The organism is Pseudomonas sp. Pc102 (assembly GCF_018408275.1).
Lineage (GTDB): Bacteria > Pseudomonadota > Gammaproteobacteria > Pseudomonadales > Pseudomonadaceae > Metapseudomonas > Metapseudomonas tohonis.
The window spans coordinates 5209984-5234109 of sequence record NZ_AP021905.1 but is presented as its reverse complement, the minus strand read 5'-3'; the positions used below and the strand labels follow the sequence as shown (position 1 = coordinate 5234109).

Sequence of the window (24126 nt, the reverse complement as noted above, 5' to 3'; positions counted from 1 at the left end):
GGGTGCCCCCCGGGCTTCAGCCCGGGAAAGAATGCTCAGCTGTAGAGCCAGCGGCCGAGTTCTTCCAGGTTGGCGACCACGATCTGTTGCGCCACCGGCTTGGCCTGCACCTTGTTCGGATCGATCTGGTAGCGCTGCAGCACGTATTGCACCAGGGCGCCGCGGCTGTGGATGACCAACTGGCCGTCCTGCATGCCGTAGTCCGCCTCGATGATCGCCTGCTGCGCGGGCTTCAGCCGTCCATCGGGGGCGAGGATCACCTCCACCGCCGTCATCCAGCCTTCGTCCGCGTCGCGGCCCTGGGCGGACTCGTCCATCAGGTCCGGCTCGCCACGGAAGCGGCTGAGCACGAAGTCGCGGTAGTCGCGGTTCTTCTCGCAGTAGGCGCGCACGTGCCAGCGCATGCCGGTGAACACCAGGGTGTGCGGGGCGATGACGCGGATCTCCGATTCCGGGTGGGCCAGGGATACGTACTCGGTTTCCAGGCGCAGGCCTTCGCGGCAGGCCTGGAGGATGGGGCGCAACACCTCGGGGCGGATGCTGCGGTCCGGCACCCGCAGCACCTCGGTGTGGGCGTAGGCCAGGGCCAGGCCCTCGATGTGCGGCGAGCGCTCGCGGTTCTGGTCCAGCAGGTGCAAATAGGCACTGGCGCTGCCGTCGATGAACAGCGGGCGGAAGCCCTTGCCGGGTTTGTAGCCCTTGAGGTGCTTGTCGTAGACCAGGTTCTTCGGCGCGTGCTCGTTGAGGTAGGCGTTGATGTCCTTGGAGGCCTGCTGGCGGCTGATGCCGAAGCTCTGCATCAGGTGGTTGGTGGTCAGCCGGCCTTCCCACCAGGCTACGGTTTCGATGAGCCGGTAGCGCTGGGCGAGGTCCCAGCGGACGTGGTCGATGGAGCGCTTCATGGCGATGCACCTGACGGGAGGGAGCCTTGGGTATAGGTCAGGTGCATGGATATGTCCAATAAGGCGACATGACGCGTCGGGCGGCTGGAAGGCCCGTCAATAGAGGTGCTTGAGGTCGTGCCTGACCACCGCATCCACCACCAGGGTGGTGGCCTTGCCCAGCAGGCCGGTGCCGTTCATGTGCTCGGCGAGCATCTTCGGGAAGGAGGGAATGGCCGTCGGCGCCAGGTGGGTTTCCGCGCGCCACAGGCCGGCGTCGACCAGCTCGGGCGCCTCGACGAAGGCGAAGCGCTCCACCTCCACCAGGGTGCCCAGCACCGGGGCCTTGCCGTTCACCGAGAGCGGGCCGAGCAGCTGCGGGTCGGCGCTCACCTGCGCGCGGCCGGTGACGCTGAGCACCGTTGCCGAGCCCGGCAGCAGGAAGGCCAGCTTCAGTTCGTCGCAGGCGAGGATGTTGCTGAGCGACACCGCCACCTTGTTGCCCGGGCGTTCGGGGATCAGCAGCCGCTGCGGGTCGATGAGCCCGATGAAGCCTTCCGGGTCGCCCCGGGGCGAGAGCTCGGTGGCCCCCTCGGCGTTGCGGGTCAGCATCAGCAGGTAGGGCGAGCGGGCGAGGAAGGCCCGCGCGGCCTGTGACAACGCCCCTTCGCCGCGTTCCGCCGGCCAGCCGCCCGGGTCTTCCCGCGCGGTCCAGAAGTCCGCGCGCACCATGGCCCGCGAGCAATGCAGGAACAGGGCGTCGGCCTCGAACTCCAGGCAGGTGCCGGCCTCTTCCCGCAGCGGCTGGCCGCGACCGTTGGCACGCAGGGCGAAGCCGATGCCCGGCAGGATGAAGAGCAGGCTGCAGGCCCTGGAGGCCCCGTACTCCTTCAGGGGCAGGGCGGCGGGCCAGGCCAGCCGGATGCGCTTGCCTTCGGCCAGGATCACCGGCGTACTCTGCAGGTCGAGGAAGGCGATGTCGCTGTCGGCACCGGCCAGGCCGACGGCGCAGACACTGGCGTTGCGGATGAGCGTCAGGCAGTGGGGGTCGATCACCGGTTGCAGGCGCTTCTTCATCAGGGCGGGCGGTTCGGCGATCAGCGTGCGCAGGGCGCCGAGGGATTCGATGCGGTGGCGGGACATGCGGCAACTCCTCATGGGGTGATGACCCGATGCTAGGGCCGCCCGGGCCGGGAGGGCATGGCGCCTGGTTTCAATCGACATGGCGTTCGGTTGCAATCGTCCGCGCGGGTGAAACGGCCGTCCCCGATAACCTGAAACGCTCGTCCCAGAGCCTGTGAAGCGATCGCCACTGTGACGGAAAGCAATATGTGTGACGCGCGTTGCGTTCAGACTGTGCGGCAGATCCGGACCCGGTGCCTGCCAGGGGCGGTGGGAGGCAGCGTCATGTCGCTGCCGCGCACCTGGCAACCAAGGGGCACTGTGAGAATCCGGGCAGCGCCACGGTCGACCCGTGGCCACACCGCCAATCGACAATAAGGAATGCTCCATGGATGTTGCTGTACGACGTGCCCTCGGTCTTCTCCTGGCCTGCGCCAGCCTGCCCGCCTCGGCGGACTTCGTCACCGTGATCACCTTCGGGGGCGCCAACAAGGATGTGCAGAAGGAGGCCTTCTTCAAGCCCTTCAAGGCGAGCACCGGCAACGCCGTGGTGCACGGCTCGTACAACGGCGACCTCGACAAGCTCAAGCACATGGTCGAACTCAGCCACGTGACCTGGGACGTGGTGGAGATGGAAGCACCGGAACTGGCCCGCGGCTGCGAGGAGGGGCTGTTCGAGAAGCTCGACCCGGCCCTGCTTGGCAACCCCGCCGACTTCGTGCCCGGCACGCTCCAGCCCTGCGGCGTCGGTATCTTCGTCTGGTCCACGGTGCTCGCCTACGATTCGGCGAAGATCAAGAGCGCACCCACCGGCTGGGGCGATTTCTGGGACCTGCGCAAGTACCCGGGCAAGCGCGGCCTGCGCCATGGCGCCAAGTACAACCTGGAGTTCGCCCTGATGGCCGACGGCGTCGCGCCGCAGGACGTCTACCAGGTGCTGGACACCCCGGCCGGGGTCGAACGCGCCTTCCGCAAGCTCGACGAGATCAAGTCCAGCGTCGTCTGGTGGAAGGCCGGCGCCGAACCGGTGCGGGCCCTGCAGGACGGCAAGGTGGCCATGAGCGCCGCCTACAACGGCCGTATCGCCACCGCGCAGAAGGAAACCCGCTCCCTGGCCATGGTCTGGACCGGCAGCATCTACGACTTCGACTACTGGGCCCTGCCCAAGGGCTCGTGGAAGGGCGACCTGGCCAGGACCTTCGTCACCTTCACCACCCAGCCGGAGCGGCAGAAGGCCTTCGCCGAGGGCATCTCCTACGCCCCGGTGAACAACAAGGCGATCGCCATGATCGACCCCGCCATCGCCGCCACCCTGCCCACCGCCCCGCAGAACATCAGCGGCGCCCTGCCGATGAGCGTGAAGTTCTGGGCCGCCCACGGCGAGCTGGAGCAGCGCTTCGAGAACTGGGTGAAGAACTGATCCCCCGCACGGAACTGGTCTGTGTGTAGGGTGGAGGTCGCTCTTCACCTCCACCAGCGGTGCTTCATGTGGGTACGAATGCTTGTGGCCGCGTAGCCCGGGCTTCAGCCCGGGAGCAGAGTTGCCTGCATCCCCGGGCTGAAGCCGGGCTACAACCTGGGCAGCATGTGGGCGCGAATGGTGGACGGGTGAAGCGTCGTCCACCCTACGGTTGGGGGGCGTCGGTCGTGTGCCGGGCCTTGAGCCAGAGGCCGAATTCCTTGATCACCTCCACCACCTTGCGCAGGCGCTGGCCGTCTTCGGTGAGCTGGTATTGCACCCGCACCGGCACTTCCGGGTAGACGGTGCGCAGCACCATGCCGGCTTCTTCGAGGGCGCGAAGGTCGAGGGTGAGCATGCGCTGGGAGATGTGCGGGATGTCGCGGCGCAGGTCGTTGAAGCGCTTGGGGCCATCCAGCAGGTAGGACACCAGCAGCAGGCGCCAGCGCCCGCCGAGCAGGTGCATGGCTTCCTCGACCGAGCAGCCGGATACGTTCTTCTTCATGGGGGCTCCAGGTATATTTTGTGTACCTAAGCTACAGATTTCTCCCTTCTTCAAAAAGAGAACCGCTGCGTCGATACTCCTGCCGCGCCTCCATCGTGGAGGTGGCCTGAGCAAGGAGTCGCCATGAAGCTGTACTACGCCCCCCGTACCTGTTCACTGTCGCCCCATATCGTGCTGCTGGAGCTGGGCCTGCCGTTCGAGGCGGTCCGTGTGGATAACCGCACCAAGCTCACCGAGCACGGCGACGATTTCCTCGCCATCAACCCCAAGGGCTATGTCGCCGCGCTGGAGCTGGACAATGGCGAGGTGCTCACCGAAGGCACCGCCATCGTCCAGTACCTGGCCGACCTGCGCCCGGAGGCGGGGCTCGCGCCGGCCAACGGCACGCTGCAGCGGGTGCGCCTGCAGGAGTGGCTGAATTTCATCTCCGGGGAAATCCACGCCGGCATGAGCCCGCTGTTCAATGCGGCGATCCCGGAGGAGGTGAAGGCGATCTTCCGCGCGCGTCTGTTCAAGCGCTTCGACTACCTGGAAGCCACGCTGGGCCAGGCCGACTACCTGCTGGGCAACCGCTTCGGCGTGGCCGACGCCTACCTGTTCACCGTGCTCGGCTGGGTGGATTTCTTCGCCATCGACCTGGCGCACTGGCCGGCGCTCGCGGCCTTCCGTGCGCGCATCTCAGAGCGGCCCCGGGTGCAGGCCGCGATACGTGCCGAGGCGGCGTGAGGCGCTCGACCGCAGCCGCTGGCGGTGCCTGCGGTTGAGCGGTTACTGTCCGTGCAGGAAAAAGGAATGCCTGCCATGAGCCCAACCCGCGTCTCCGCCCTGGCGGTGCTCGACCTGCATGACCTGCTGCTGCAACTGGGTGCCGTCGACGCTGCGCAGTTGCAGATGGCCGGCCTGTCCCGCGAGGTGCTGCTGGGGCGTTGCGATCCCGCCGCGCCGTTGCAGGAGCAGCGCCTGGACGAGGGCCTGTTGCTGGGGTTGTGGCAGTTGGCGGCGAGCAACCCGGCGTTGCCGCAGGTCGGCCTGCTGATCGGGCAGGCCTTCAACCCCGAGCGGCGTGGCCTGCTGGCCAGCCTGCTGTTCCAGTGCGCATCGGTGGGCGAGGCGCTGTCGACCTTCCTGCGCCATGGCGCGCTGATGAACCCGTCCGAACGCTGGAGCGCACGCGATGCACAGGGCGGCCTGTGCCTCGAACTGGAGTTCGTCGCCGGGCGCGGTTATCCACAGGCGGCGGTGGAGCGCAGCCTGGCGGCGCTGGTGCGCTGGGGGCGGGAGCTGGCCGGGGAGGACTTCGTGCCGCAGCGGGTCGAATTCGCCTGTCCGCGTCCGGCCCATGCCGCGCACTTCGCCGAGGCGTTCGGCACCGCCGTGCAGTTCGGCTGCGTGGCGAACCGCGTGTACCTGTCGCGCGAGCAGGTGGCCAGCCCGGTCCGCAGTGCCAACCCCTACCTCAAGGCGTTGCTGGAGGCGCGTGCGCAGGCGGCCCTGGAGCAGCTGCGGGCCGAGGGCGACCTGGCCGAGCGCGTACGCCTGATGATCCGCGCCGATCTCGTCGGCGGCCCGGGCATCGAGGCGCTCTGCGCCGCCCTGCACCTCAGCCGGCCGACACTCTACCGGCGCCTGCGCGAGCAGGGCACCAGCTTCACCGCGCTGCTGGAGCAGGAGCGCAGTCGCCTGGCCCTGCAGCAGGTGCGTGACGGCGTGCCGCTGCAGGCGATCAGCGAGGCCTTGGGTTTCAAGGATGTGAGCACGTTCCACCGCGCCTTCCGCCGCTGGTTCGGCCATTCGCCCGGTGCGGCGAGAAGGCTGTCTCCCGTCGAATGACGCAACGGCGGCGCTCACCTGGGCACCGCTTCCCCCTCCTGCCAGCGCAAGGGACGACCGCGTTCTCGGCCGCTGGTTCGAGCGAAACGTGGCTGCCCCTCCAAAAGTTCAGTGCAGATTGCAAGGCTCGGTCGGTGGCATCGTGCAATATGCAAGTAGCACTTTGATGGCTATTAGATTTAACTATCTGATTTGTATGATTTTTTTCGTATGGCTCAACTGGCACAGCGGGTGCAATGGGAAGAGCTCAAAGAAAAATATCAGGGAGCAGAACAATGCAGATCGCCATCAAAGAATTCTTCGACGCATTCCCCGGCTACGAGGTTTCCATCCGCCCCCGTCCCGACGGCATGCTGCTGCTCACCCTCGGCAAGCAGGGCGAGACGACCATGAGCAAGGCCATCCAGAGCGATGCCGTGTTCTGCAAGGAGCGCGTGCGCGGGTTGATTCGCGATGTGATGCGCGAGATGAAGCTGGCCTCCGGCGAGGTGACCTGGAAAGGCGAAGGCAACATCTGGCTGAGCCGTGACCTGCCGACCTTCACCGGCGGCCCGATCCAGATGACCGCCGCCAAGACCCTGGTCGAGCGTCGCAAGCTGGAGCGCATGGCTGGCCGTCGCGCCGTCGCAGGCTGATTGCAGCGGCCGCCGGTCCCCGGTGATCGGCGGTACCGCTGACCTTCCGTCGCTGGAAGCGAATGAGTTTTTGGGAATTTTTCACGTTCCAGGCGTTCAATCCTTCATGATAAGCGAGGCGATCAATCCCGCTGGCCGTCGACCTGGTCGATGGCAGACACCGGCGGTTTCGCCTCCCTGACATCAATGGAATGCGTGGCTGCAGGGTGCCGAATATTCGGCGCTCACCCTTGCGAGGGTCGGCAGTGGTGCATCGAAGGAGATCGTTCTTGATACCCAGCGACAGCGACGAGGCCTTGGCCAACGCGAGCGAGAACTGCGCCCGGGAGCCCATCCACATCCCCGGCAGCATCCAGCCGCACGGCTTCATGCTGGTGTTCGACGAGGCCGCTGGCCGCGTCGTGCAGGCCAGCGAGAATGTGCGCGAGTGGTTGGGGCTGGCGGTCGAGGACCTGCTCGGCCGCCACCTCGATGAGCTGCTGGCGGATGTGCCGCCGTTGCTGGCGCGCCTGGCCACCCTGGCGGACGACGAGACCAATCCCTTCCATCTCGGCGACGTGCATTTCGCCATCGGCAGCCGTGCGGGCCAGCCGATCGCGATGATGGCGCACCGCTGGGACGGCGTGTTGATCGCGGAGTTCGAGCCGGTCAGCGACATAGTCACCGCCTACGGCAATTTCTATCCGCTGGTGCGCAGCTTCATCAGCCGCCTGCAGGAGTCCGATAGCGTCGAGGCGCTCTGCCGGCGCGCGGTGGAGGAGGTCAAGCGCGTCACCGGTTTCGGCCGGGTCAAGGCCTATTCCTTCGACGCCGAAGGCAACGGCCTGGTGCTGGCGGAGGAGGCCGACCCCGGCTACCCGCGCTACCTCGGCCTGTGCTTCCCCGCCTCGGACATCCCCCAGCAGGCCCGTGCGCTCTATTGCGCCAACCGCATCCGCGTGATCGAGGACGCCAACTACCGGCCTTCGCCCCTGCGACCCCAGGACAACCCGCTGAGCGGCAAGCCGCTTGATCTCAGCTTCTCGGCCCTGCGCAGCGTCTCCCCGGTGCACCTGCAGTACATGCGCAACATGGGCACCCTGGCGTCGATGTCGATTTCCATCGTCGTGCGCGGCCAGCTCTGGGGCCTGATCTCCTGCCATGACGAGCGGCCTCGCGCGGTAGGCTTCCAGACACGCACCGCCTGCGAGCTGCTGGGCAGCGTGCTGTCGCTGCAGATCGAGACCCGCGAGGCACACGGCCAGACCCAGCGCCTGCTCGGCCTGCGCCAGCACATCGTGCGCCTGCTTTCGGCCATGGCTGATCGCGACAGCGTTGCCGCCGGCCTGCTGGCCCTGCCCGATGCCCTGCTCGACTTCGCCCGGGCCAGTGGCGCGGCGATCATTTCCGCGGCCGACTGCGACCTGGTGGGGCAGACACCGCCTCGTGCGCAGGTCAACGCCCTGGTGCACTGGCTGGCCAAGCGCGGCGGACCGGAGGTGTTCCACACCGACAACGTCGGCCGCGACATCGACGAGCTCCCCGAGCTGGCCGCGCACGCAGGTGGCGTGCTGGCGGTGGCCATCTCGAAGATCCATTCCCACTACCTGCTGTGGTTCCGCCCCGAGCAGGTGCGCACCGTCGAATGGGCGGGCAGGCCGGAGAAAAGCATCGGCCCGGGGGGCGCGCTCAACCCCCGCAACAGCTTCGAGCGTTGGCAGGAAACGGTGAAGGGCTTCTGCGCGCCCTGGGATCCGCTGGAGATCGAGGGTGTGACCGAACTGCGTTCGGCGGTGCTCGGCATCGTCCTGCGCAAGGCCGAGGAGATGGCGCAGCTGGCGGGCGAGCTGAAAAAGTCCAACAAGGAGCTGGAAGCCTTCTCCTACAGCGTTTCCCATGACCTGCGCGCCCCGCTGCGGCACATCGCCGGCTACGCCGAGCTGCTGGGGGAGTTCGAGGGCGGGCGGCTGTCGGAACGTGGCCTGCGTTTTCTCGATCACATCGGCGAGTCGGCGCGTTTCGCCGGCACCCTGGTGGACAACCTGCTGAGCTTCTCGCAGATGGGCCGCGCGGCGCTGCGCTTCTCCGATGTCGACCTGCAGGCGCTGGTGGAAGCCATCCGCAACGAGATGGCACCGGACGTGGAAGGGCGCCGAATCGAATGGCGAATGGACGGCCTGCCGGTGATAATCGCCGACGCCGCATTCCTCCACCTGGCGATGCGCAACCTGCTGGCCAACGCCGTCAAGTACAGCCGCGACCGCAACCCCGCGATCATCGAGGTGAGCGCGCGGTTCGAGGGCGACGAGGTGATTGTCGCCGTGAGCGACAACGGCGTGGGCTTCGACATGGAATACGCCGGCAAGCTGTTCGGTGTGTTCCAGCGCCTGCACCGCATGGAGGAGTTCGAAGGCACCGGCATCGGCCTGGCCAGCGTGCGTCGCATCATCGAGCGCCACGATGGCCGTGTGTGGGCCGAAGGCCGGGTCGACGAAGGCGCCACTTTCTTTTTCTCACTGCCCCTGCGTGGGCTGGAAGTACCGTCAAGGAATGCATGAGGATCGATGATGCTCAAACCCATCCTGCTGATCGAAGACAACCCCCGGGACCTTGAGCTGACCCTCGTGGCCCTGGAACGCAGCCAGCTGGCCAACGACGTGATCGTCCTGCGCGACGGTGCCGAGGCGCTGGATTACCTGTTCCGCCGCAACGAGCACGCCCAGCGCGCCGACGGCAACCCGGCGGTGATGCTGCTGGACCTCAAGCTGCCGAAGATCGACGGCCTGGAGGTTCTCAAGGCCGTGCGCGACACCCCCGAGCTGCGCAGCATCCCCATCGTCATGCTCACCTCCTCGCGGGAGGAGCCCGACCTGCAGCGCGCCTACGAGCTGGGAGTGAACGCCTATGTGGTGAAGCCGGTCGAATTCAAGGAATTCGTCGCGGCGATCTCCGACCTGGGCATCTTCTGGGCCGTGCTCAACGAACCGCCGCCCGGCTCGCTGCGCCTCCAGCGCCGCCCGGGCTCCTGAGCCGCGACCACAGCCACGCCCCGGCCGCCGATCGCCGGGCAACAGGGAATGACGACGACTGTCCATGCCGCAAAAGCCTTTGAACCTGCTGTTAGTCGAAGACAGTTCGCGCGATGCCGAGTTGGCCCTGCTGACCCTGGAGCGTAGCGGCCTGCTGGTGGAGTCCACTCTGGTCTACAACCATCGGGGCGTCGAGGAAGCGCTGCTGCGCACCCAGTACGACCTGATCCTCTGCGACTTCATCCTCCCCGGTTCCTCGGGCGCCCAGGCCCTGGAAGTGGCGCGGCGCCTGGCCCCGAAAACGCCATTCATCTTCCTCTCCGGCGTCTTCGGCGAAGAGCACGCGGTGGAGATGATGCGCCAGGGCGCCATCGACTATGTGCTCAAGCAGAACCTCAGCCTGCTGCCCAAGGCGGTGACCCGCGCGCTCGCCGAGGTGCACGAGCGCAAGCGCCGGCTCATGGCCGAAGAGGCGCTGATGGAGGTCGAGGTGCGTGCGCGCCTGGCCATCGACTCGGCACGCATGGGCATGTGGGACTACCAGCCCGAGGATGACCGGGTGATCTGGGACGAGCGCTGCAAGGCGCTCTACGAACTGCCGCAGGATGCCGAGATCAGCCTGCGCACCTTCCTCGATCGCTGCCACCCGAAGGACCGGCCGCTGCTGGAGCGCCGGATGAACGAGGCGCTGTCCAACGACAGCGGCAACGACTACCAGGCCGAATACCGCCTGCAGCTGCCCGGCGGCCGCGAGCGCTGGGTGCAGACCAGCGGCCGCGCCTTCTTCGAGGAAGGCCGCTGCGTGCGCTTCATCGGCGTGCTGCAGGACATCAGCGAGCAGAAGTACGCCACCGAAGCCCTGCAACGCCTCAACGAGATGCTCGGCGAGCGTGTCGAGCGGCGCACCCGCGAGCGTGACCGCACCTGGGAGCTGTCCCGCGAGCTGCTGGCGGTGCTGCGCTTCGACATGACGCCCATCGCCCTCAACCCGGCCTGGGAGGAAACCCTCGGGCTCACCCGCCAGCAGCTGACCCGCGTGCAGCTCTGGCAGCTGATCCACCCGGACGACATCGACGCCACCCTGCGCGAGGCCGAGAACATCGCCAACGGCAACGTCTCCACGCGCTTCGTCAACCGCATGCGCCACAAGGACGGGGAGTACCGCTGGCTGTCCTGGACCATCGTTCCCGACGAAGGGCTGATGTACGCCGCCGTGCGCGACATCACCAGCGAGCGCGCGGTGATGGACGAGCTGGCCAGCGCCAACGCCCAGCTTCGCGAGCAGATCCGCGAGCGCGAGCGCGTCGAGGCGGCGCTGCAGCAGCTGCAGCGCCTGGAAGCGGTCGGCCAGCTCACCGCCGGCGTGGCCCATGACTTCAACAACCTGCTGACGGTGATCCTGGCCAGCACCACCTTCCTCGAACGTGACCTGGCGCGCGGCAACTTCGAGCGCTCCCAGGGCCGCCTGCAGAACATCAAGGAGGCCGGCGAGCGGGGTGCCAAGCTCACCGGCCAGTTGCTCGCTTTCGCCCGGCGCCAGCGTCTGGAACCGGTGGAGGTGAACCTCAACGACACGGTGCGCGGCCTGCTCGACATGCTGCAGCGCACCCTCGGCGGCTCCATCTGGATCGACACCGATACCGCGCCCGACCTGTGGCGCGCGCTGGTCGACCCGACCCAGACCGAGATGATCATCCTCAACCTGGCGATCAACGCACGCGATGCAATGCCCGCCGGCGGCACCCTGCGCCTGAGCACCTCCAACCAGGTCGTCAGCCAGGCGCCGCAACGCCCGGAAGATCCTGAGCCCGGCCCCTACGTGGTGCTGGCGATCACCGATACGGGCAGTGGCATGGGCGATGAGGTGCTGGCCAAGGCCTTCGAGCCGTTCTTCACCACCAAGGAGGTGGGCAAGGGTTCCGGGCTCGGCCTGGCCCAGGTGTTCGGCTTCGCCAAGCAGTCCGGCGGCGGCGTCAGCATCGAGACCTGCGAGGGGCAGGGCACCACGGTCAAGGTCTTCCTGCCCTGCATCCAGACGGATGCCGGCGAGGCGCCGGCCGAGCTGCATCTGCCTGCCGAGCCGCCGCTGGAGGGGCCGCAGCGCACCATCCTGCTCGTGGACGACGATGACAACGTGCGCGAAGTGACCGCCTCCCTGCTCGATGCGCTCGGCTACCGGGTGCGCGAAGCGCAAAGCGGTGCCCGTGCGCTGGAACTGCTCGACGAGGGCGTCGACCTGCTGCTGACCGACTTCGCCATGCCCAGCCTCAACGGTGCCGAGCTCGCGCGCCAGGCCCGGCAGCGCTACCCGGCGCTGCCGGTGCTGTACATCACCGGCTACGCCGAACTGAATGACCTGGACGTGAGCGACAGCGTGATCGTGCAGAAGCCCTTCCGTGACGACGAGCTGGCCACCAAGCTCAGCGCCGCCCTGAAGCGTCACGTCGCATGAGCCTTCGCCAGTTCCTGCGGGACGCGGGCGCCCATTGGCACGCGCGGGTCGATTGCGCCTATTCGGCCTACTGCCTGGAAAGCCGCAGCGGCTATGGCGATTTCCTCCAGGCCCACGCCCGCGCCCTCCTGGCGCTGGAACCGGCCATGGAGGCGGCGGGCATCGAGCGGCTGCTGGACGACTGGCCGGAACGCCGCCGCCGCGAAGCCCTGTGCCGCGACCTGCAAGCCTTGCACCTGCCCATCCCGGAAACCGCCGCCGTGGTGCTGACGGCGGACGCCGGCACGCTCTGGGGCCTGGCCTATGTGCTCGAAGGCTCGCGCCTCGGCTCCCGCCTGCTCGCCAGCCGAGTCCGCCAGGCCGGCTGGCCGGGCGCCGCCACCGCACTGTGCTACCTGGGCCACGGTGACGGCCTGCCACTCTGGCCCGGCTTCCTGCGGCGCCTGGAAGAACGGCACGGCCAGCTGGACCCCGAGGCGCTGCGCACCGGCGTCGAACTCGGCTTCCGCACCTTTCTCGCCGCAACCCGCCCACCCGCAAGGCCCGACGTGGCAGCGCCGGTGGAGGTGGAAAGCGACCGCCACCCTACGCACTGCCCGCGCCACGCATCATTCAGTGGACCCTCGCGTTCGCGGGAATGACGGGTTCTGCAAACTTCCTCACTCGCTCCGTCACCCTCGCGAACGCGGGGGCCACCGACCGGCGATCAGGCGCGGTTGCTCATCTGCTTCTTGTACTGGCGTGTGCGGCCCAGGGTTTTCCATTGCTCGTTCAGCAGCGCCTTGAGTGGCGATGCGTTCGGGTTCGGTTGGCTGCCGGCGGCCAGGCGGCGCATCTGGAGTTTCACCAGGGCCATGTAGGCCAGCGCGGCCAGGGCCTTGCGCTTCCAGCGGATCGGCGGCAGTTCGGCGCTGGCCCTCGTCTCGCCGTTGCGCCAGCGGCGGGGCAGGGCGGGGTCGACGGCCAGGGCGGTGCCGATACCGGCCATGGCCACGCCGCTGGCGAGCACCTGTTCCACCACCGGCAGCCGGCGGATGCCGCCGGTGACCATCACCGGCATGCGCGCAATGGCGGCGATCTCCTGGGCGAACTCGAGGAAATAGGCTTCACGGGCGAGGGTGCGGCCGTCACGGGCGTCGCCCTGCATGGCCGGCGCCTCGTAGCTGCCGCCGGAAAGCTCCACCAGGTCGACGTCCAGTTCATTGAGCCAGAGCACCACCTGGCGCGCGTCGCTCGGCTCGAAGCCGCCGCGCTGGAAGTCAGCAGAGTTGAGTTTCACCGCCACGCAGAAACCGGGCGAAACCTGGGCACGCACCGCCTTCACAACCTCCAGCAGGAAGCGCGCGCGGTTCTCCAGCGAGCCGCCCCAGCGGTCTTCGCGGCGGTTGCTCAGGGGCGAGAGGAACTGGCTCAGCAGGTAACCGTGGGCGGCGTGGACCTGCACGCCGGTGAAGCCGGCCTGCTCGGCGAGCACCGCGGTGCGGGCGAAGCGCTGGATCAGCGCGGCGATCTCCGCTTCGTCCAGCGGCTTGGGCACCGGGAACATCTTCGACAGTCCGCCCATCTCCAGCGCCACGGCGGAGGGGGCGACAGTGGGCTGGCCGAGGTTGGCCTGCATCTGCCGGCCGGGGTGGTTGATCTGCATCCAGAACTGCGCGCCCTGGGCACGGCCGATGCGCGCCCATTCGCGGAAGCGCTCCAGCTTCTGGCCTTCCTCCAGCACCACGCCGCCGGGGCCGGTCATGGCGCGGGCGTCCACCATCACGTTGCCGGTCAGCAGCAGGCCGGCGCCGCCCTCCGCCCAGGCGCGGTAGAGACGCAGCAGCTCGTCGGATGGGGTCTGGTCCGGGTGGGCGAGGTTTTCCTCCATCGCCGCCTTGGCGATGCGGTTGGGGATGGCGGTGCCATTGGGCAGTTGCAGGGGCTGGAAGGGCGACATGGGGCTCTCCGGGTGGGGGGCCGGTCGTCGGCTCGGTTTTGAGCGGCGCGCGGCGGGGGCTGTGTCGTCGCAAAGGCTAAGGTTAAAGTCAACTTCAAGGTCAATAGGGGAGCACCCGGAAAATGAAAATCGGCGAACTCGCCAAGCGCAGCGGCCTCGCCGCCTCGCGCATCCGCTTCTACGAGGCCAGCGGGCTGATCCGCGCCCAGCGCCTGGGCAATGGCTACCGCGACTACCCGGAAGAGACCCTGCACGTGCTGGAAATCATCGGCTGCGGCCAACAGGCGGGCTTCAGCCTGGAGGAGATGCGCAGCCTGATGCCCGGCGCCGACCTGCGCATCGGTGACCATGACCGCCTGCTGGCAGGCCTGCGGGCCAAGGTCACGGAGATAGAGATCGTCCAGCAGCGCCTGGCGCAAAGCCGCGAACGCCTCTTGCAGACCATCGCCAGCATCGAGGGCAAGCCCGAAGGCATGGACTGCGCGGAAAATGCCAAGCGCGTGATGGATCAATGGCGGGAGCGCAACGGGAAGGGGACGAAGGAAGCGGCGTCGTGATGACACAGCCGTAGGGTGGGCTTGAGCCCACCACAGCAGCTCCAAGTCTCGCCAAGGGAGCGGACGAACTGTGCACGCAGTTTCGCCTTACTGAAGAAAGTCAGAGCCTTGTAGACAACTGATGCCGAAAAGGGCCGATGCCGGAATCGTGAGCCAGCGCATGGTTATCTACTGTTCGGGTATGGGAGATCAGCAGATGAGGCATGCCACAACGCTGCGTCCGCTCGGGATAACTCCAAGCTATACCGAGCCTTGAGTGCCGAGATTTCATCAACCGTAAGCGCGTGTGAGTTCTGGACCAGCGAGCTACCGCATTTCATGAACAGGTAAAGCGCACATAGCTGCATGAGGCGCTCGGACTCAGACTCCACCACGTAGACGCCGGGTCGCCCTTCCAGTTCAGAGATATCCACTGGAGGGTCGTCGCTCTCGCGATCCGCCAGGTAGAGATGCGTCCAGGTTCGGCTGTAGACGGGGTTGGCGTCGCCATCCGTATCGACATCGCGCCTCGCACCGTAGAGCAGGTCGATGAATACCCTGAAGTCGGGGCGGTTTTGGTTTATTTCTACTAAGTACATCGCTAGCTCATTTTTCTCGTCGGACGACTGTTATTACTTTGGAACGCTGTGTCAAAGGTACGCCTTCGAATGGATCTTAAGTGGATGAAAAGCCTGCTTACAGCCATCGCTTTCACCACCCTCTGCGCCTGCGTCCCCGTCTACAAGACCCTCCAGCCCTATGCCGAGGCACAGGTGCACAACGAGCAGGGCCAGCCGCTGGAGTCGGCGGAGGTGGTGTTGATCAGCAGCGCCTATCCATACGGCCGTGAGCAGTTCAGGGCGACGGCGATGACCGACCCGGCGGGCCTCGCGACCTTCTACAAGGTGAAGGATTTCCGCCTCGAGTTCTTCGTGATCCACGGCGCGCAGGAGTTCTTCTGGAACTGGTGCGTGAAGAGCCGGGGCTACGAGACCCAGGCCACCACCTTCAGCAATGGCGATGATTTCGAGGCCTATCCGACGTTCGTGCTCAAGCCGGGGGAGTCCACGGCGTGCCCTGAGCCCAGGAAATAGGACAGCCTCACTCCGTTGTGGCCTAGGAGATGCATTTGAACGAGCCTCTTTACACACCGGAACAGGTGGCGAAAAGAAATGCCGCGACGGACAAGCATGTCCGGCGCTGGTTGGCGGAGCTGCTCAGTACGGAAAAACTGGAATTCCTCAAACAGCTTTGGCCGTTGAATTTCCGCTTTACGCTCCTGTTGGTTCAGGGGGCGAGGCTTTCCAGGCAGGAAAGCGAAAGCCTTCTCGTGCACTGGTTGCACAAAGGCAACCACAACGCTGCGCAGGAACTCATCAAGCGGCTTGTACCTGTGCTGGGAGAGAAGCGGATCTGGCGTGTCGTTGCGCAGGAAGAACTCAGCCCGGTCATGTACGACTTCATCAACTACCACAGCCATGGTCGGCTGGACGCAGAGCGCTCCTAAGCGCGGCTGATCGCCGCCCGATACAACCCTTCTGCAATCTTCTCGATCTCATCCCCCTGGTGCAGCTTGCCGAGCCATTTGGCCGGGATGCCGGGCTTGCCGTAGTAGGCGCCGGCGACCTGGCCGACGATGGCGGCGGTGGTGTCGGCGTCGTCACCCAGGTTGGCGGCTTCGAGCACGGCGGCTTCGAAGGAGTCGGTGGACCAGAAGCACCAGAGCGCGGCTTCCAGCGAGGCGACGCAATAGCCCGTGCCGCGTATCTGCTCGCGAGGCTTGCCGATGAAGCTGCCCTCGGCCAGGTCGCGGATGGCCGGTTGCAGGTAGAGGACGGGGGAGGCGTCGAGCAGTTGGTCGCGGGACTTGCCGGCCAGGGCATTGGCGATGACCTGGGCCAGGAGCTTGCAGGCTTCGATGGCTTCGGCGGCGCCATGGGTGGTGCGCGAGCTCTGCTGGGCGAAGTGGGCGACGTCCTCCTGGCGGGGGAAGTAGTACATCACCACCGGGGCGAGGCGCATCAGCGAGCCGTTGCCGGCGGTGTCCGGTTCGCTGGAGCCGGCGAGGGGATCGCCGGTTTGCTGGAAGCGGGTCAGCGCCTCGCGGATGGTGGTGCCGATGTCGAAGCATTGCCCGGTGGAGCTCCAGTAGCCCCATTGCCACCAGTTGAGGTAGCGGGTCATCTGGTCGGCGGCGTCGAAGCCGTTCTTCTCCAGCAGGCTTTCGGCGAGGCAGAGGGCCATTGAGGTGTCGTCGGTCCATTGGCCCGGCGCCAGGGCGAAGGGGCCACCGCCGTTCATGTCGGCGATGGGCTTGAAGGTGCCGGGCGGGAAGAATTCGAGGGTGGTGCCGACGGCGTCACCGCTGGCCAGGCCGAGCAGGCATCCCTTGTAGCGATCCAGTAGGTCCATGTGTATATCCCTGTGGCGGACCTGATTGGTACTCCAGGGCCGGGCCTGGGGCAAGTGCCTTAGCGATGAGGGGGCGGGATCGGTGCGTGCAGCCCCGATCCCGCCGTTCCGTCAGCTGCGGGCCAGCGGCGGGGTGCGCGGCGGCACCAGGCGCTTGCTGCCGGTGGCCTCGTAGGCCGAGGCGAGGTGCAGCAGCGTCGAGTCGTCGTAGGCGCGACCGGCGAAGGTCAGGCCGACGGGCATGCCGATGTCGGCCATCACGCCCATGGGCACGGTGACCGTGGGCACGCCCAGGTGGCGGATGGCGAGGTTGCCGTTGGCGACCCAGACGCCGTTGCTCCAGGCGATGTCGGCGGATTCGGGGTTCACGTCGGCGTCGGCCGGGCCCACATCGGCGACGGTGGGGAACAGCACGGCGTCGAGCCCCAGGCGGTCCATCCATTCTTCGAGGTCGATGCGGCGGGTCTGCTCCAGGCCGCGCAGGCCGTCGGGCAGGGTAGGGATCTGGTCCCACGGCGTGATGCCGCGCTCGGCCATCTTCACGTATTCGTCCATGCCCGCCGCCAGGTCGCCCTCGCGGTTGGGCAGGGTGCCCGGGTCGTGGGGGAAGATCTTCGGCCCGTCGACGTCCACCAGGCGGTTGAGCCTGGGGTCGCCGTTGGCGCGGAGGAAGTCGTCGAAGGCCCAGGCGGAGAGGTCCCAGAGCTCGTGGTGGAGGAATTCCCTGGACACCAGCCCGCGGTTGAACACGGTGGGCGCGCCGGGGCGGTCGCCCTCGCAGTTGGAGACCAGCGGGAAGTCGACCTCGATCACCTCGGCGCCGGCGGCTTCGAGGGCCTGGCGGGCGGCGTTCCACAGGTCGATCACCGAGGCGCGGGTGTTGATGCGCTGGCCGGTCGGGCCGCCGATGCCGGGGGCTTCGCTGGTGCCCGCCTCCGGGTCGGCGTTGATGAACATGCGCGGCACGCCGAGGCGCTTGCCGGCCAGCGCCTCGGGCTTCGCCGCCAGCTCCAGGTAGGAGGCGGGGCGCACGCTGGAGGCGGCGGGGATCGGCACCCAGGGCTGCAGGCGCCACAGGTCGCCACGGGTGTCGGCATCATCGGCGACCACCACATCGAGCACTTCGAGCAGGTCCGCCATGGTGCGGGCGTAGGGCACGACGACGTCCATGGTCGGCGTCAGCGGCCAGTTGCCGCGCACGGAGATCACCCCGCGAGACGGCGTGTAGGCGCACAGGCCGTTGTTGGAGGCGGGGCCGCGGCCGCTCGACCAGGTCTCCTCGGCCAGGCCGAAGGCGGCGAAGCTCGCGGCCGTGGCGGTGCCGGCGCCGTTGGAGGAGCCGGAGGCGAAGGGCGCGGTGAGGTAGGCGGCGTTATAGGGGCTTTCCGCCCGGCCGTAGACCCCACGCTGCATGCCGCCATTGGCCATGGGCGGCATGTTGGTCTTGCCCAGGCAGATGGCTCCGGCGGCGCGCAGGCGTTCGATGGTGAAGGCGTCGCGCTGGGCGACCAGTTCGGCGAAGGCCGGGCTGCCGGAGGCGGCGGTGAGGCCTTTCACCAGGTAGCTGTCCTTGGCGGTGTAGGGGATGCCGTCCAGCGGGCCGAGGGTTTCGCCCTTGGCACGACGGGCGTCGGAGGCGCGCGCCTCTTCCAGGGCCTCGGGGTTGCGCACGACCACGGCGTTGAGGGCGGTGGCGGTGTCCTGCCCGTCGTAGGCGTCGATGCGGGCGAAGTAGGCCTGGACCAGTTCGACGGCTGTGGTACGGCCGGATTCGAGCGCGGCGCGCAGCTCGGCAATGGGGACTTCGGTGACTTCGATCATGCGTCCACCCCCGGGCGCTGCTGGGGCTGGGAGGAGATGAGGCGTGCAAAACCGGTTTTCATGACGGTCCTCGTTTCAATGCGTGTGCGACGGGTTGGACGCGCGGCCTGGTCGGTGGCGTTCACAGGGGGCCTATTTAGCCACCAAGTCGGTGGCAGAGGAATCGCCAGCCTGTGCGCCTGTGCCGCCGGGCATGAAGCGGGTACGGACGTCCCATCGTTGCCCGATCCTCGTGCCCCGTCATGGCGATCACAGGGCCGGGATGCGACCTGCACGGTGCTGCTGGGGTGTCGTTGCTCTCCGTTTGTCCGATCCTCCGTGCCGATGGCGGCTTTTGGCCATATCTCCCAGCAAAACGCCATGCGCCATCGCTATGCTGTGGAGTAATCCGAAGCGACGGTTCCAATCCGGCCAGGGCGAGCAGGCCGGTCGCCCGGTTTTGTCAGGTTCGAGGGGCAACTCCCGTTCCGGTGCGAGGACGCCTGGGCGGGTGCTGTCGATTCATGCTTCGGAATCGTTTCATCCTTCGAATTCCGTCCAGGGCGGGGATATGCGCGGACTCTGTTGGTTCTGGGTTCTTTGTGCCTTGTGCACCACGTTGCCGGCCTCGGCGGCGGACGGTGAGGTATTGCACGTGCTGGCCTGGCCGGGCTACGCCGATGCGGATGTGGTGAAGACGTTCGAGCAGCAGCACCAGGTGAAGGTGGTGGTGACCCTGGTGGATTCCGACGAATCGCTCTGGGACAAGCTGCACGCGCAGGACGGCGAGCTGTTCGACGTGCTCGCCGCCAACACCGCCGAGATCCAGCGCTACTACCACAACGGCATGCTGCAACCGCTGGACCTCGCCCGCCTGCCCAACACCCGCCACCAGTTGCCGCGCTTCCAGGACCTCGAATCCATCGAAGGGCTGATCCGCGAAGGGCAGGTGTATGCGGTCCCCTTTACCTACGCGGCGATGGGGCTGATCTACGACCGCCAGCAGGTGCCGGTGCCACCGCGCTCGATGGCGGAGATGTGGAACCCGCGCTACCAGGGCAAGGTGCTGGCCTTCAACAGCGCGCAGCACAACTTCTCCTTCACCGCGTTGACGCTGGGGCTGGCCGACCCCTTCCACCTGCGGACCGATGACTTCCGCCGGGTGACCGGGCAACTGGTGGCCCTGCGCCGCAACCTGCTGGCGTACTACAGCCTGCCGGAGGAGGCGACCGACCTCTTCCTGCGACACAAGGCGGCGCTGCTGTTCGCCAACTACGGCATGCAGCAGGTGACGCAACTGCGCCAGGCGGGTGCCGACGTGGGCTATGTGATCCCCGACGAGGGGGCCATCGCCTGGCTGGACTGCTGGGCCATGACGCGCACCGCCACCAATCGCGAACTGGCACTGGCCTGGATCGACTACATGCTCGAACCCCGGGTCGGCAGGCTGCTGAGCGAGCGCCAGGGCCTGGCCAACACCAGCGAGGTGCCCACGGAGCCGGCCGGGGATGCGCGGCTCATCTGGCTGCAGCCGGTGGAGGACGTGGGGCGCCGCGAGGCGCTGTGGAGCCGCATCGTGTCCGGTGACCGGGAGGAGAGGTTCTAGCCATGCGCATGGGCCTGACCGTCAAGCTGTCGATCCTGCTCGCCTGCATCGGCATCCTCTCCTCGGGGATCACCGGCTATTTCTCTTATTCGGCCAACCAGGCGCTGCTGGTCAAGGAAGCCGAAGGCAACCTGCTGACCTCCACCGAGCTGCTCGGCCAGCGCCTGTCCTCGTTGCTGAGCGACATCGACGCGGACGCCCTGACCCTGGCCGACATGCCTTCCAGCGCGTTGGTCGCCAGCCTCGGCTCGCTACCGGGCGATACCGGTGCCAAGCCGCACCTGGCCGGTGTCTTCGCCACGGTGATGCGCCTGCATCCGCAGTATTCCCAGGTGCGCCTGATCAGCCGCCAGAACCATGGCATCGAGGTGATCCGCTTCGATCGCGACGGCCAGCGGATGATCGAGGTGGACGGCTTGCTGCTGCAGGAGAAGGGCCATTTCCCCTACGTGTTCGAAACGCTGCTGCTCAAGCCGGGGCAGGTGTACCTCGCGCCCATCACGGTCAACCACGAGCGCGGCGCCCATTCGGCCGACGGCGCCCCGACCCTGCGCGTGGCCACGCCCGTGGCCGGAAAGGACGGGGTGGTGCAGGGGGTGGTGGTCATCAACGTCGACCTCAAGCGCTTCCTCGAACAGCTGGAGGCGGACCTGCCGCAGGGGCACCAGCTGTACCTGGCCAACCAGTGGGGCGACTTCCTCGTGCACCCCGTACCGGCGATGGCCTTCGGATTCGACAAGGGGCGGCGCATCCTCATCCAGGACAGCTTCGCCGATACCCAGCAGCTGCTGAGCCGCCAGGCACCCAGCGTGCTGGTCAACGGCCTGGATGCGCCGACCCGGGCGGAGGGCAAGATCATGGCCTTCGTGCGCAAGCCGTTCGGCCTCAACGGGGAGGACCAGTTCGTCGTGCTCGGCCTGTCGCGCCCGCTGGAGGACGTGCTCGGCAGCGGGCGCTCGCTGGGTCGCAGCATCATCCAGATGGTGCTGGTGTTCAGCGTGCTGGCCCTGGTGCTGGCGGTGCTCTTCTCCCGCGCCCTGACCCGGCCGCTGCAGATGCTCAGCCACGCGGCGCGCAGCTTCCAGACCGAGCACATGCACGACGTCGCGCTGCCCATCGCCCGCAAGGACGAGATCGGCGTGCTGGCCCGCGGCTTCGACCTGATGCGGCGCGAACTGAAGTCGCACATGGAAATGATGAGCCGCAACCAGCAGGAGCTGCGGCACCTGGCCGACCACGACTCGCTCACCGACCTGCCCAACCGGCGGCAGTTCTTCCAGCAGTTGCAGCGCGCCATCTGCACCGTGGGCGAAGGCGGCGACGAGCTGGCGGTGCTGTTCATCGACCTCGACGACTTCAAGAAGATCAACGACGACATGGGCCACTCGGTAGGCGACGAGGTGCTCATCGTCGTCGCCCGGCGCCTGCGCGGTGCAGTGCGCAGCGGCGACCTGGTGGCGCGGCTCGGCGGCGACGAATTCGTGGTGCTGATCCAGGGCGAGGACATTGCCGCCGCTGCCAAGGCCGTCGTGAACAAGATCCTCACGGCCCTGGCCGACCCCATCACCGTGAAGGGCCGCCCCCTGGAGATCGGCGCCAGCATCGGCCTGAGCATCTACCCCCAGGACGGCACCACCGCCGAGGCGCTGATGCTGCATGCGGACAACGCGATGTACCGGACCAAGCTGGAGGGGCGGAAGGTCCGGGCGGGGGCGGCGCCGGAGTGAAGTGCAGGCCGCGAGAGGGCCTAGGTTGGTGCTGAGCGTGCGAAGCCCAACGTGGCTTCGCTGAGCCTTCCCCCCCTGGACCTCGGTGTGGAACCGCGAAGGTTACAGAGCTGAGAGCGGGCAACTTGGTGCAGATTTTGAGCTCTTCGCGAATCAGGTGTCAGGAATGGCGAGCGTTCGTGGGCGGGATCTTTTCATAGAAGATGCTCTCACCCAGTCGTCCCCTGGCCAACAGGGCAACGATGCCCCCAGTGCAGAGGCTTGCCATCACCAGGGCTGATCCAAATTCGAGCTTGAGCAACTGATCTGGCCAGACGCGGAACGTGGCGGAGTAGTAGCCGGCACTGACTGCACCACCGATTGTGGCGCCAGCAAGCACTCTCAGACTCAGCGCCTGCCATCGGCCTTTGAGTGGCTTTGCGAACAGCAGTGCATACAGGGTGCCGGTGATAAAGGCCGGTATGAGCCCGGTTGTATAGGCCAGCGGCAAACCAATGAGCATCGACAGGACGGCTTTCATCAGGCTGAGCAGGAAACCTGCCTCATTGCCGCTGAAGGCGATCGTGAGGCAAATGATGCCGCAAGCTACTAAAGGGCCGATCACTGCAAAGATCATGGCGGACTTGAGACAAACCACGGGTAGGGAGCTCTCTCGGAGGGCGCGCTTCTTGTACATATCCATTGGCATCCTGCCTTCACATGGTGGTTTTTCAGTCGGCGTCAGTGCGATCGATTCGGATTTTCCTCTCCGCAAGCGTGGCTAGTTTGTCCGATTTGCAATAAGGCCGTACAGGTAGAAACGATCTGTGCATTTGAACGGAAAGCTCCGTGGAGGATCTCTAAGAACAGGGCTGCTTCCTGACCACGGACTCAAACGACAGATCGCGTATCCCGGATGAGGTGTTCTTTTCCGATATCCGCACGATTCGGATGGTGCCTTATCGCGATGCGGTGGGGGATAGGTTGGTGATGAGCGTGCTAAGCCCAACGTGATATTGCCGAGCCTCGCACTGTTGGGCCTCGCTGCGCTCGGCGCCAACCTACGGGAGCTGGAAAGCAAAAGGCCCGCATCTCGATGAGACTGCGGGCCTTTCTATGTCTGGAGCGGGCGAAGGGAATCGAACCCTCGTCATGAGCTTGGGAAGCTCAGGTAATGCCATTATACGACGCCCGCTTTCAAGGCCGCCTTTTTACCAGAAGCCTTGGCCGAAATGAAGCCCGGTCATGCACTTGATGCACGCTTCTTCTCGACGACGGGGGGTGGAAGCCCCCGTTGCGGGGGCCTGCGCGGGGCGGTCAGACGGCCATCGCCTGGGTGGGCTGCGGTTGCAGGTGACGTGGTTGCTGGGTGCTGGCGGGGGCGTTGAGGAAGCCCAGCAACACCTGCTGGGTCTGCAGCCAGCCGGCCTTGTGTTCGATGTCGATGAAGTGGCCGGCGTTGCGGATGGTGGCGAACTGGCAATCACGCACGTGCTCGGCGAACAGCCTGGCGTCCTTGGGGGATGTGTAGACATCGTGCTCGCCGTTGATGAACAGCAGCGGGATATCCACCGCCTTGAGGCAATCGACGTAGCAGTTGGCGTCCAGCGACAGCACCTGGCGGATGTGGAAGTGCATCTGCCGGTATTCGTGCTCGTCGAGGCTGGCGACGTGCTTGTGGTTGAAACGCTTGAACAGCGTCGGCAGGTAGCGGCCGATGGTGTCGTTGACCAGGGCGCCGACGTTCTCGCGATCCACGGCCTGCAGGTAGTTCATGCCGTTCTTCATGTAGTCGAGCATCGGCTCGTTGAGGATCGGCGAGAAGGAGTTGATCACCGCCTTCTTGATCCGCGCTGGGCTCTGGCCGAGGGCGAGCAGGGTGGCGACGCCGCCCCAGGAGAAGGACGAGAGGTAGTCCGCCTGGTAGTGCTCGATGAGTTCGAGGAGGATCTCCGCCTCGGTTTCCTTGGTGATCGGCCGGCTGTGGTCGTTGTGGGGCTTGGAGCGGCCGGCGTAGGGCTGGTCGTAGAGCACCACGTTGAACTGCGGTTGCAGGTACTTCACCGTTTGCGCGAACGAGGCTGTGGTGGCCAGCGAGCCGTTGACCAGAATGATCGTGCGGCTGGCTTGAGGGTTGCCGTAGAACTCCGTGTGTACCTTGTACTTCCTGTCGATCGTGACGACCTGGGTCTGTGCCCTCATGTCGTTTCCTCCTGGCGCAAGTGGGTCGTGCGG

22 protein-coding genes and 1 tRNA gene are annotated in these 24126 nt (G+C 66.7%); 13 read left to right on the top strand and 10 right to left on the bottom strand.

The features are described 5' to 3' along the window. Nucleotides 1-35: 35 nt before the first annotated feature. Both PHLH3_RS23930 and PHLH3_RS23925 read right to left on the bottom strand, forming a co-directional pair. Nucleotides 36-908 (bottom strand): WYL domain-containing protein, encoded by an 873-nt coding sequence (locus tag PHLH3_RS23930; protein WP_213630663.1) that lies wholly within the window; start codon nucleotides 906-908, stop codon nucleotides 36-38. A 90-nt stretch (nucleotides 909-998) separates the two neighbouring features. Then, the gene (locus PHLH3_RS23925) at nucleotides 999-2024 is read right to left on the bottom strand and encodes a pyridoxamine 5'-phosphate oxidase family protein (RefSeq protein WP_213626042.1); all 1026 of its coding nucleotides are present in this window, start codon (nucleotides 2022-2024) and stop codon (nucleotides 999-1001) included. 367 nt (nucleotides 2025-2391) lie between these two features. On the opposite strand from PHLH3_RS23925, the gene PHLH3_RS23920 reads away from it, so the two are divergent. After that, the gene (locus tag PHLH3_RS23920; protein WP_213626041.1) at nucleotides 2392-3423 is read left to right on the top strand and encodes an ABC transporter substrate-binding protein; all 1032 of its coding nucleotides are present in this window, start codon (nucleotides 2392-2394) and stop codon (nucleotides 3421-3423) included. 205 nt (nucleotides 3424-3628) lie between these two features. Here the strand turns inward: PHLH3_RS23920 and PHLH3_RS23915 are convergent, their stop codons facing one another. Beyond that, nucleotides 3629-3967, bottom strand: coding sequence for a helix-turn-helix domain-containing protein (locus tag PHLH3_RS23915; protein ID WP_213626040.1), 339 nt, complete (start codon nucleotides 3965-3967; stop codon nucleotides 3629-3631). A 123-nt stretch (nucleotides 3968-4090) separates the two neighbouring features. Between PHLH3_RS23915 and gstA the strand changes: the two genes are divergently transcribed. The 7 genes from gstA to PHLH3_RS23880 all read left to right on the top strand — a co-directional run bounded on the left by gstA (nucleotide 4091) and on the right by PHLH3_RS23880 (nucleotide 12533). Further along, the gene (gene gstA / locus PHLH3_RS23910; protein ID WP_213626039.1) at nucleotides 4091-4693 is read left to right on the top strand and encodes a glutathione transferase GstA; all 603 of its coding nucleotides are present in this window, start codon (nucleotides 4091-4093) and stop codon (nucleotides 4691-4693) included. A 75-nt stretch (nucleotides 4694-4768) separates the two neighbouring features. After that, nucleotides 4769-5797, top strand: a complete 1029-nt coding sequence (locus PHLH3_RS23905; RefSeq protein WP_213626038.1) for an AraC family transcriptional regulator — start codon at nucleotides 4769-4771, stop codon at nucleotides 5795-5797. Between the two features lie 275 nt (nucleotides 5798-6072). Beyond that, nucleotides 6073-6432, top strand: coding sequence for a DUF3509 domain-containing protein (locus tag PHLH3_RS23900; RefSeq protein WP_213626037.1), 360 nt, complete (start codon nucleotides 6073-6075; stop codon nucleotides 6430-6432). 269 nt (nucleotides 6433-6701) lie between these two features. Continuing rightward, the gene (locus PHLH3_RS23895) at nucleotides 6702-8969 is read left to right on the top strand and encodes an ATP-binding protein (protein WP_244862934.1); all 2268 of its coding nucleotides are present in this window, start codon (nucleotides 6702-6704) and stop codon (nucleotides 8967-8969) included. A gap of 9 nt (nucleotides 8970-8978) precedes the next feature. Next, complete coding sequence (locus PHLH3_RS23890) at nucleotides 8979-9440, top strand: response regulator (protein ID WP_213626035.1); 462 nt, start codon at nucleotides 8979-8981, stop codon at nucleotides 9438-9440. 64 nt (nucleotides 9441-9504) lie between these two features. Then, a complete protein-coding gene (locus PHLH3_RS23885; protein ID WP_213626034.1) occupies nucleotides 9505-11892 on the top strand; it encodes a hybrid sensor histidine kinase/response regulator in 2388 nt (795 codons plus the stop codon). Beyond that, a complete protein-coding gene (locus tag PHLH3_RS23880; protein WP_213626033.1) occupies nucleotides 11889-12533 on the top strand; it encodes a biliverdin-producing heme oxygenase in 645 nt (214 codons plus the stop codon). Before PHLH3_RS23885 ends, PHLH3_RS23880 begins: the two co-directional genes overlap by 4 nt. 65 nt (nucleotides 12534-12598) lie before the next feature. Here PHLH3_RS23880 and PHLH3_RS23875 read toward each other — a convergent pair whose 3' ends face one another. Then, entirely contained in the window at nucleotides 12599-13831 is a 1233-nt protein-coding gene (locus PHLH3_RS23875) for an NADH:flavin oxidoreductase/NADH oxidase family protein (protein ID WP_213626032.1), read from the bottom strand. A gap of 122 nt (nucleotides 13832-13953) precedes the next feature. On the opposite strand from PHLH3_RS23875, the gene PHLH3_RS23870 reads away from it, so the two are divergent. Beyond that, on the top strand, nucleotides 13954-14388 hold the full coding sequence (locus PHLH3_RS23870) for a MerR family transcriptional regulator (RefSeq protein ID WP_213626031.1): 435 nt from the start codon (nucleotides 13954-13956) through the stop codon (nucleotides 14386-14388). A 164-nt stretch (nucleotides 14389-14552) separates the two neighbouring features. On the opposite strand, the gene PHLH3_RS23865 is transcribed toward PHLH3_RS23870, so the two are convergent. Beyond that, nucleotides 14553-14966 (bottom strand): hypothetical protein, encoded by a 414-nt coding sequence (locus PHLH3_RS23865; RefSeq protein WP_213626030.1) that lies wholly within the window; start codon nucleotides 14964-14966, stop codon nucleotides 14553-14555. An 84-nt stretch (nucleotides 14967-15050) separates the two neighbouring features. On the opposite strand from PHLH3_RS23865, the gene PHLH3_RS23860 reads away from it, so the two are divergent. Beyond that, on the top strand, nucleotides 15051-15461 hold the full coding sequence (locus tag PHLH3_RS23860; RefSeq protein ID WP_213626029.1) for a hypothetical protein: 411 nt from the start codon (nucleotides 15051-15053) through the stop codon (nucleotides 15459-15461). Between the two features lie 35 nt (nucleotides 15462-15496). After that, entirely contained in the window at nucleotides 15497-15874 is a 378-nt protein-coding gene (locus PHLH3_RS23855) for a hypothetical protein (RefSeq protein WP_213626028.1), read from the top strand. On the opposite strand, the gene PHLH3_RS23850 is transcribed toward PHLH3_RS23855, so the two are convergent. Further along, nucleotides 15871-16785 carry an ADP-ribosylglycohydrolase family protein gene (locus tag PHLH3_RS23850; RefSeq protein ID WP_213630661.1) on the bottom strand — a complete coding sequence of 305 codons (915 nt, stop codon included), beginning with the start codon at nucleotides 16783-16785 and terminating at the stop codon, nucleotides 15871-15873. The two genes, PHLH3_RS23855 and PHLH3_RS23850, sit on opposite strands and share 4 nt — an antisense overlap. A 105-nt stretch (nucleotides 16786-16890) precedes the next feature. Next, nucleotides 16891-18600 carry an amidase gene (locus PHLH3_RS23845; protein WP_213626027.1) on the bottom strand — a complete coding sequence of 570 codons (1710 nt, stop codon included), beginning with the start codon at nucleotides 18598-18600 and terminating at the stop codon, nucleotides 16891-16893. A gap of 634 nt (nucleotides 18601-19234) precedes the next feature. On the opposite strand from PHLH3_RS23845, the gene PHLH3_RS23840 reads away from it, so the two are divergent. Both PHLH3_RS23840 and PHLH3_RS23835 read left to right on the top strand, forming a co-directional pair. Further along, the gene (locus tag PHLH3_RS23840) at nucleotides 19235-20185 is read left to right on the top strand and encodes an extracellular solute-binding protein (RefSeq protein ID WP_244862933.1); all 951 of its coding nucleotides are present in this window, start codon (nucleotides 19235-19237) and stop codon (nucleotides 20183-20185) included. Between the two features lie 2 nt (nucleotides 20186-20187). Continuing rightward, complete coding sequence (locus tag PHLH3_RS23835) at nucleotides 20188-21912, top strand: diguanylate cyclase (RefSeq protein WP_213626025.1); 1725 nt, start codon at nucleotides 20188-20190, stop codon at nucleotides 21910-21912. Nucleotides 21913-22072: 160 nt separating this feature from the next. Here the strand turns inward: PHLH3_RS23835 and PHLH3_RS23830 are convergent, their stop codons facing one another. The 3 genes from PHLH3_RS23830 to PHLH3_RS23820 form a co-directional block, all read right to left on the bottom strand. Next, complete coding sequence (locus PHLH3_RS23830) at nucleotides 22073-22588, bottom strand: hypothetical protein (RefSeq protein ID WP_213626024.1); 516 nt, start codon at nucleotides 22586-22588, stop codon at nucleotides 22073-22075. A 424-nt stretch (nucleotides 22589-23012) separates the two neighbouring features. Further along, nucleotides 23013-23086, bottom strand: a tRNA-Gly gene (locus tag PHLH3_RS23825). Nucleotides 23087-23208: 122 nt separating this feature from the next. Further along, nucleotides 23209-24093 carry an alpha/beta hydrolase gene (locus tag PHLH3_RS23820; protein ID WP_213626023.1) on the bottom strand — a complete coding sequence of 295 codons (885 nt, stop codon included), beginning with the start codon at nucleotides 24091-24093 and terminating at the stop codon, nucleotides 23209-23211. Nucleotides 24094-24126 lie beyond the last annotated feature (33 nt).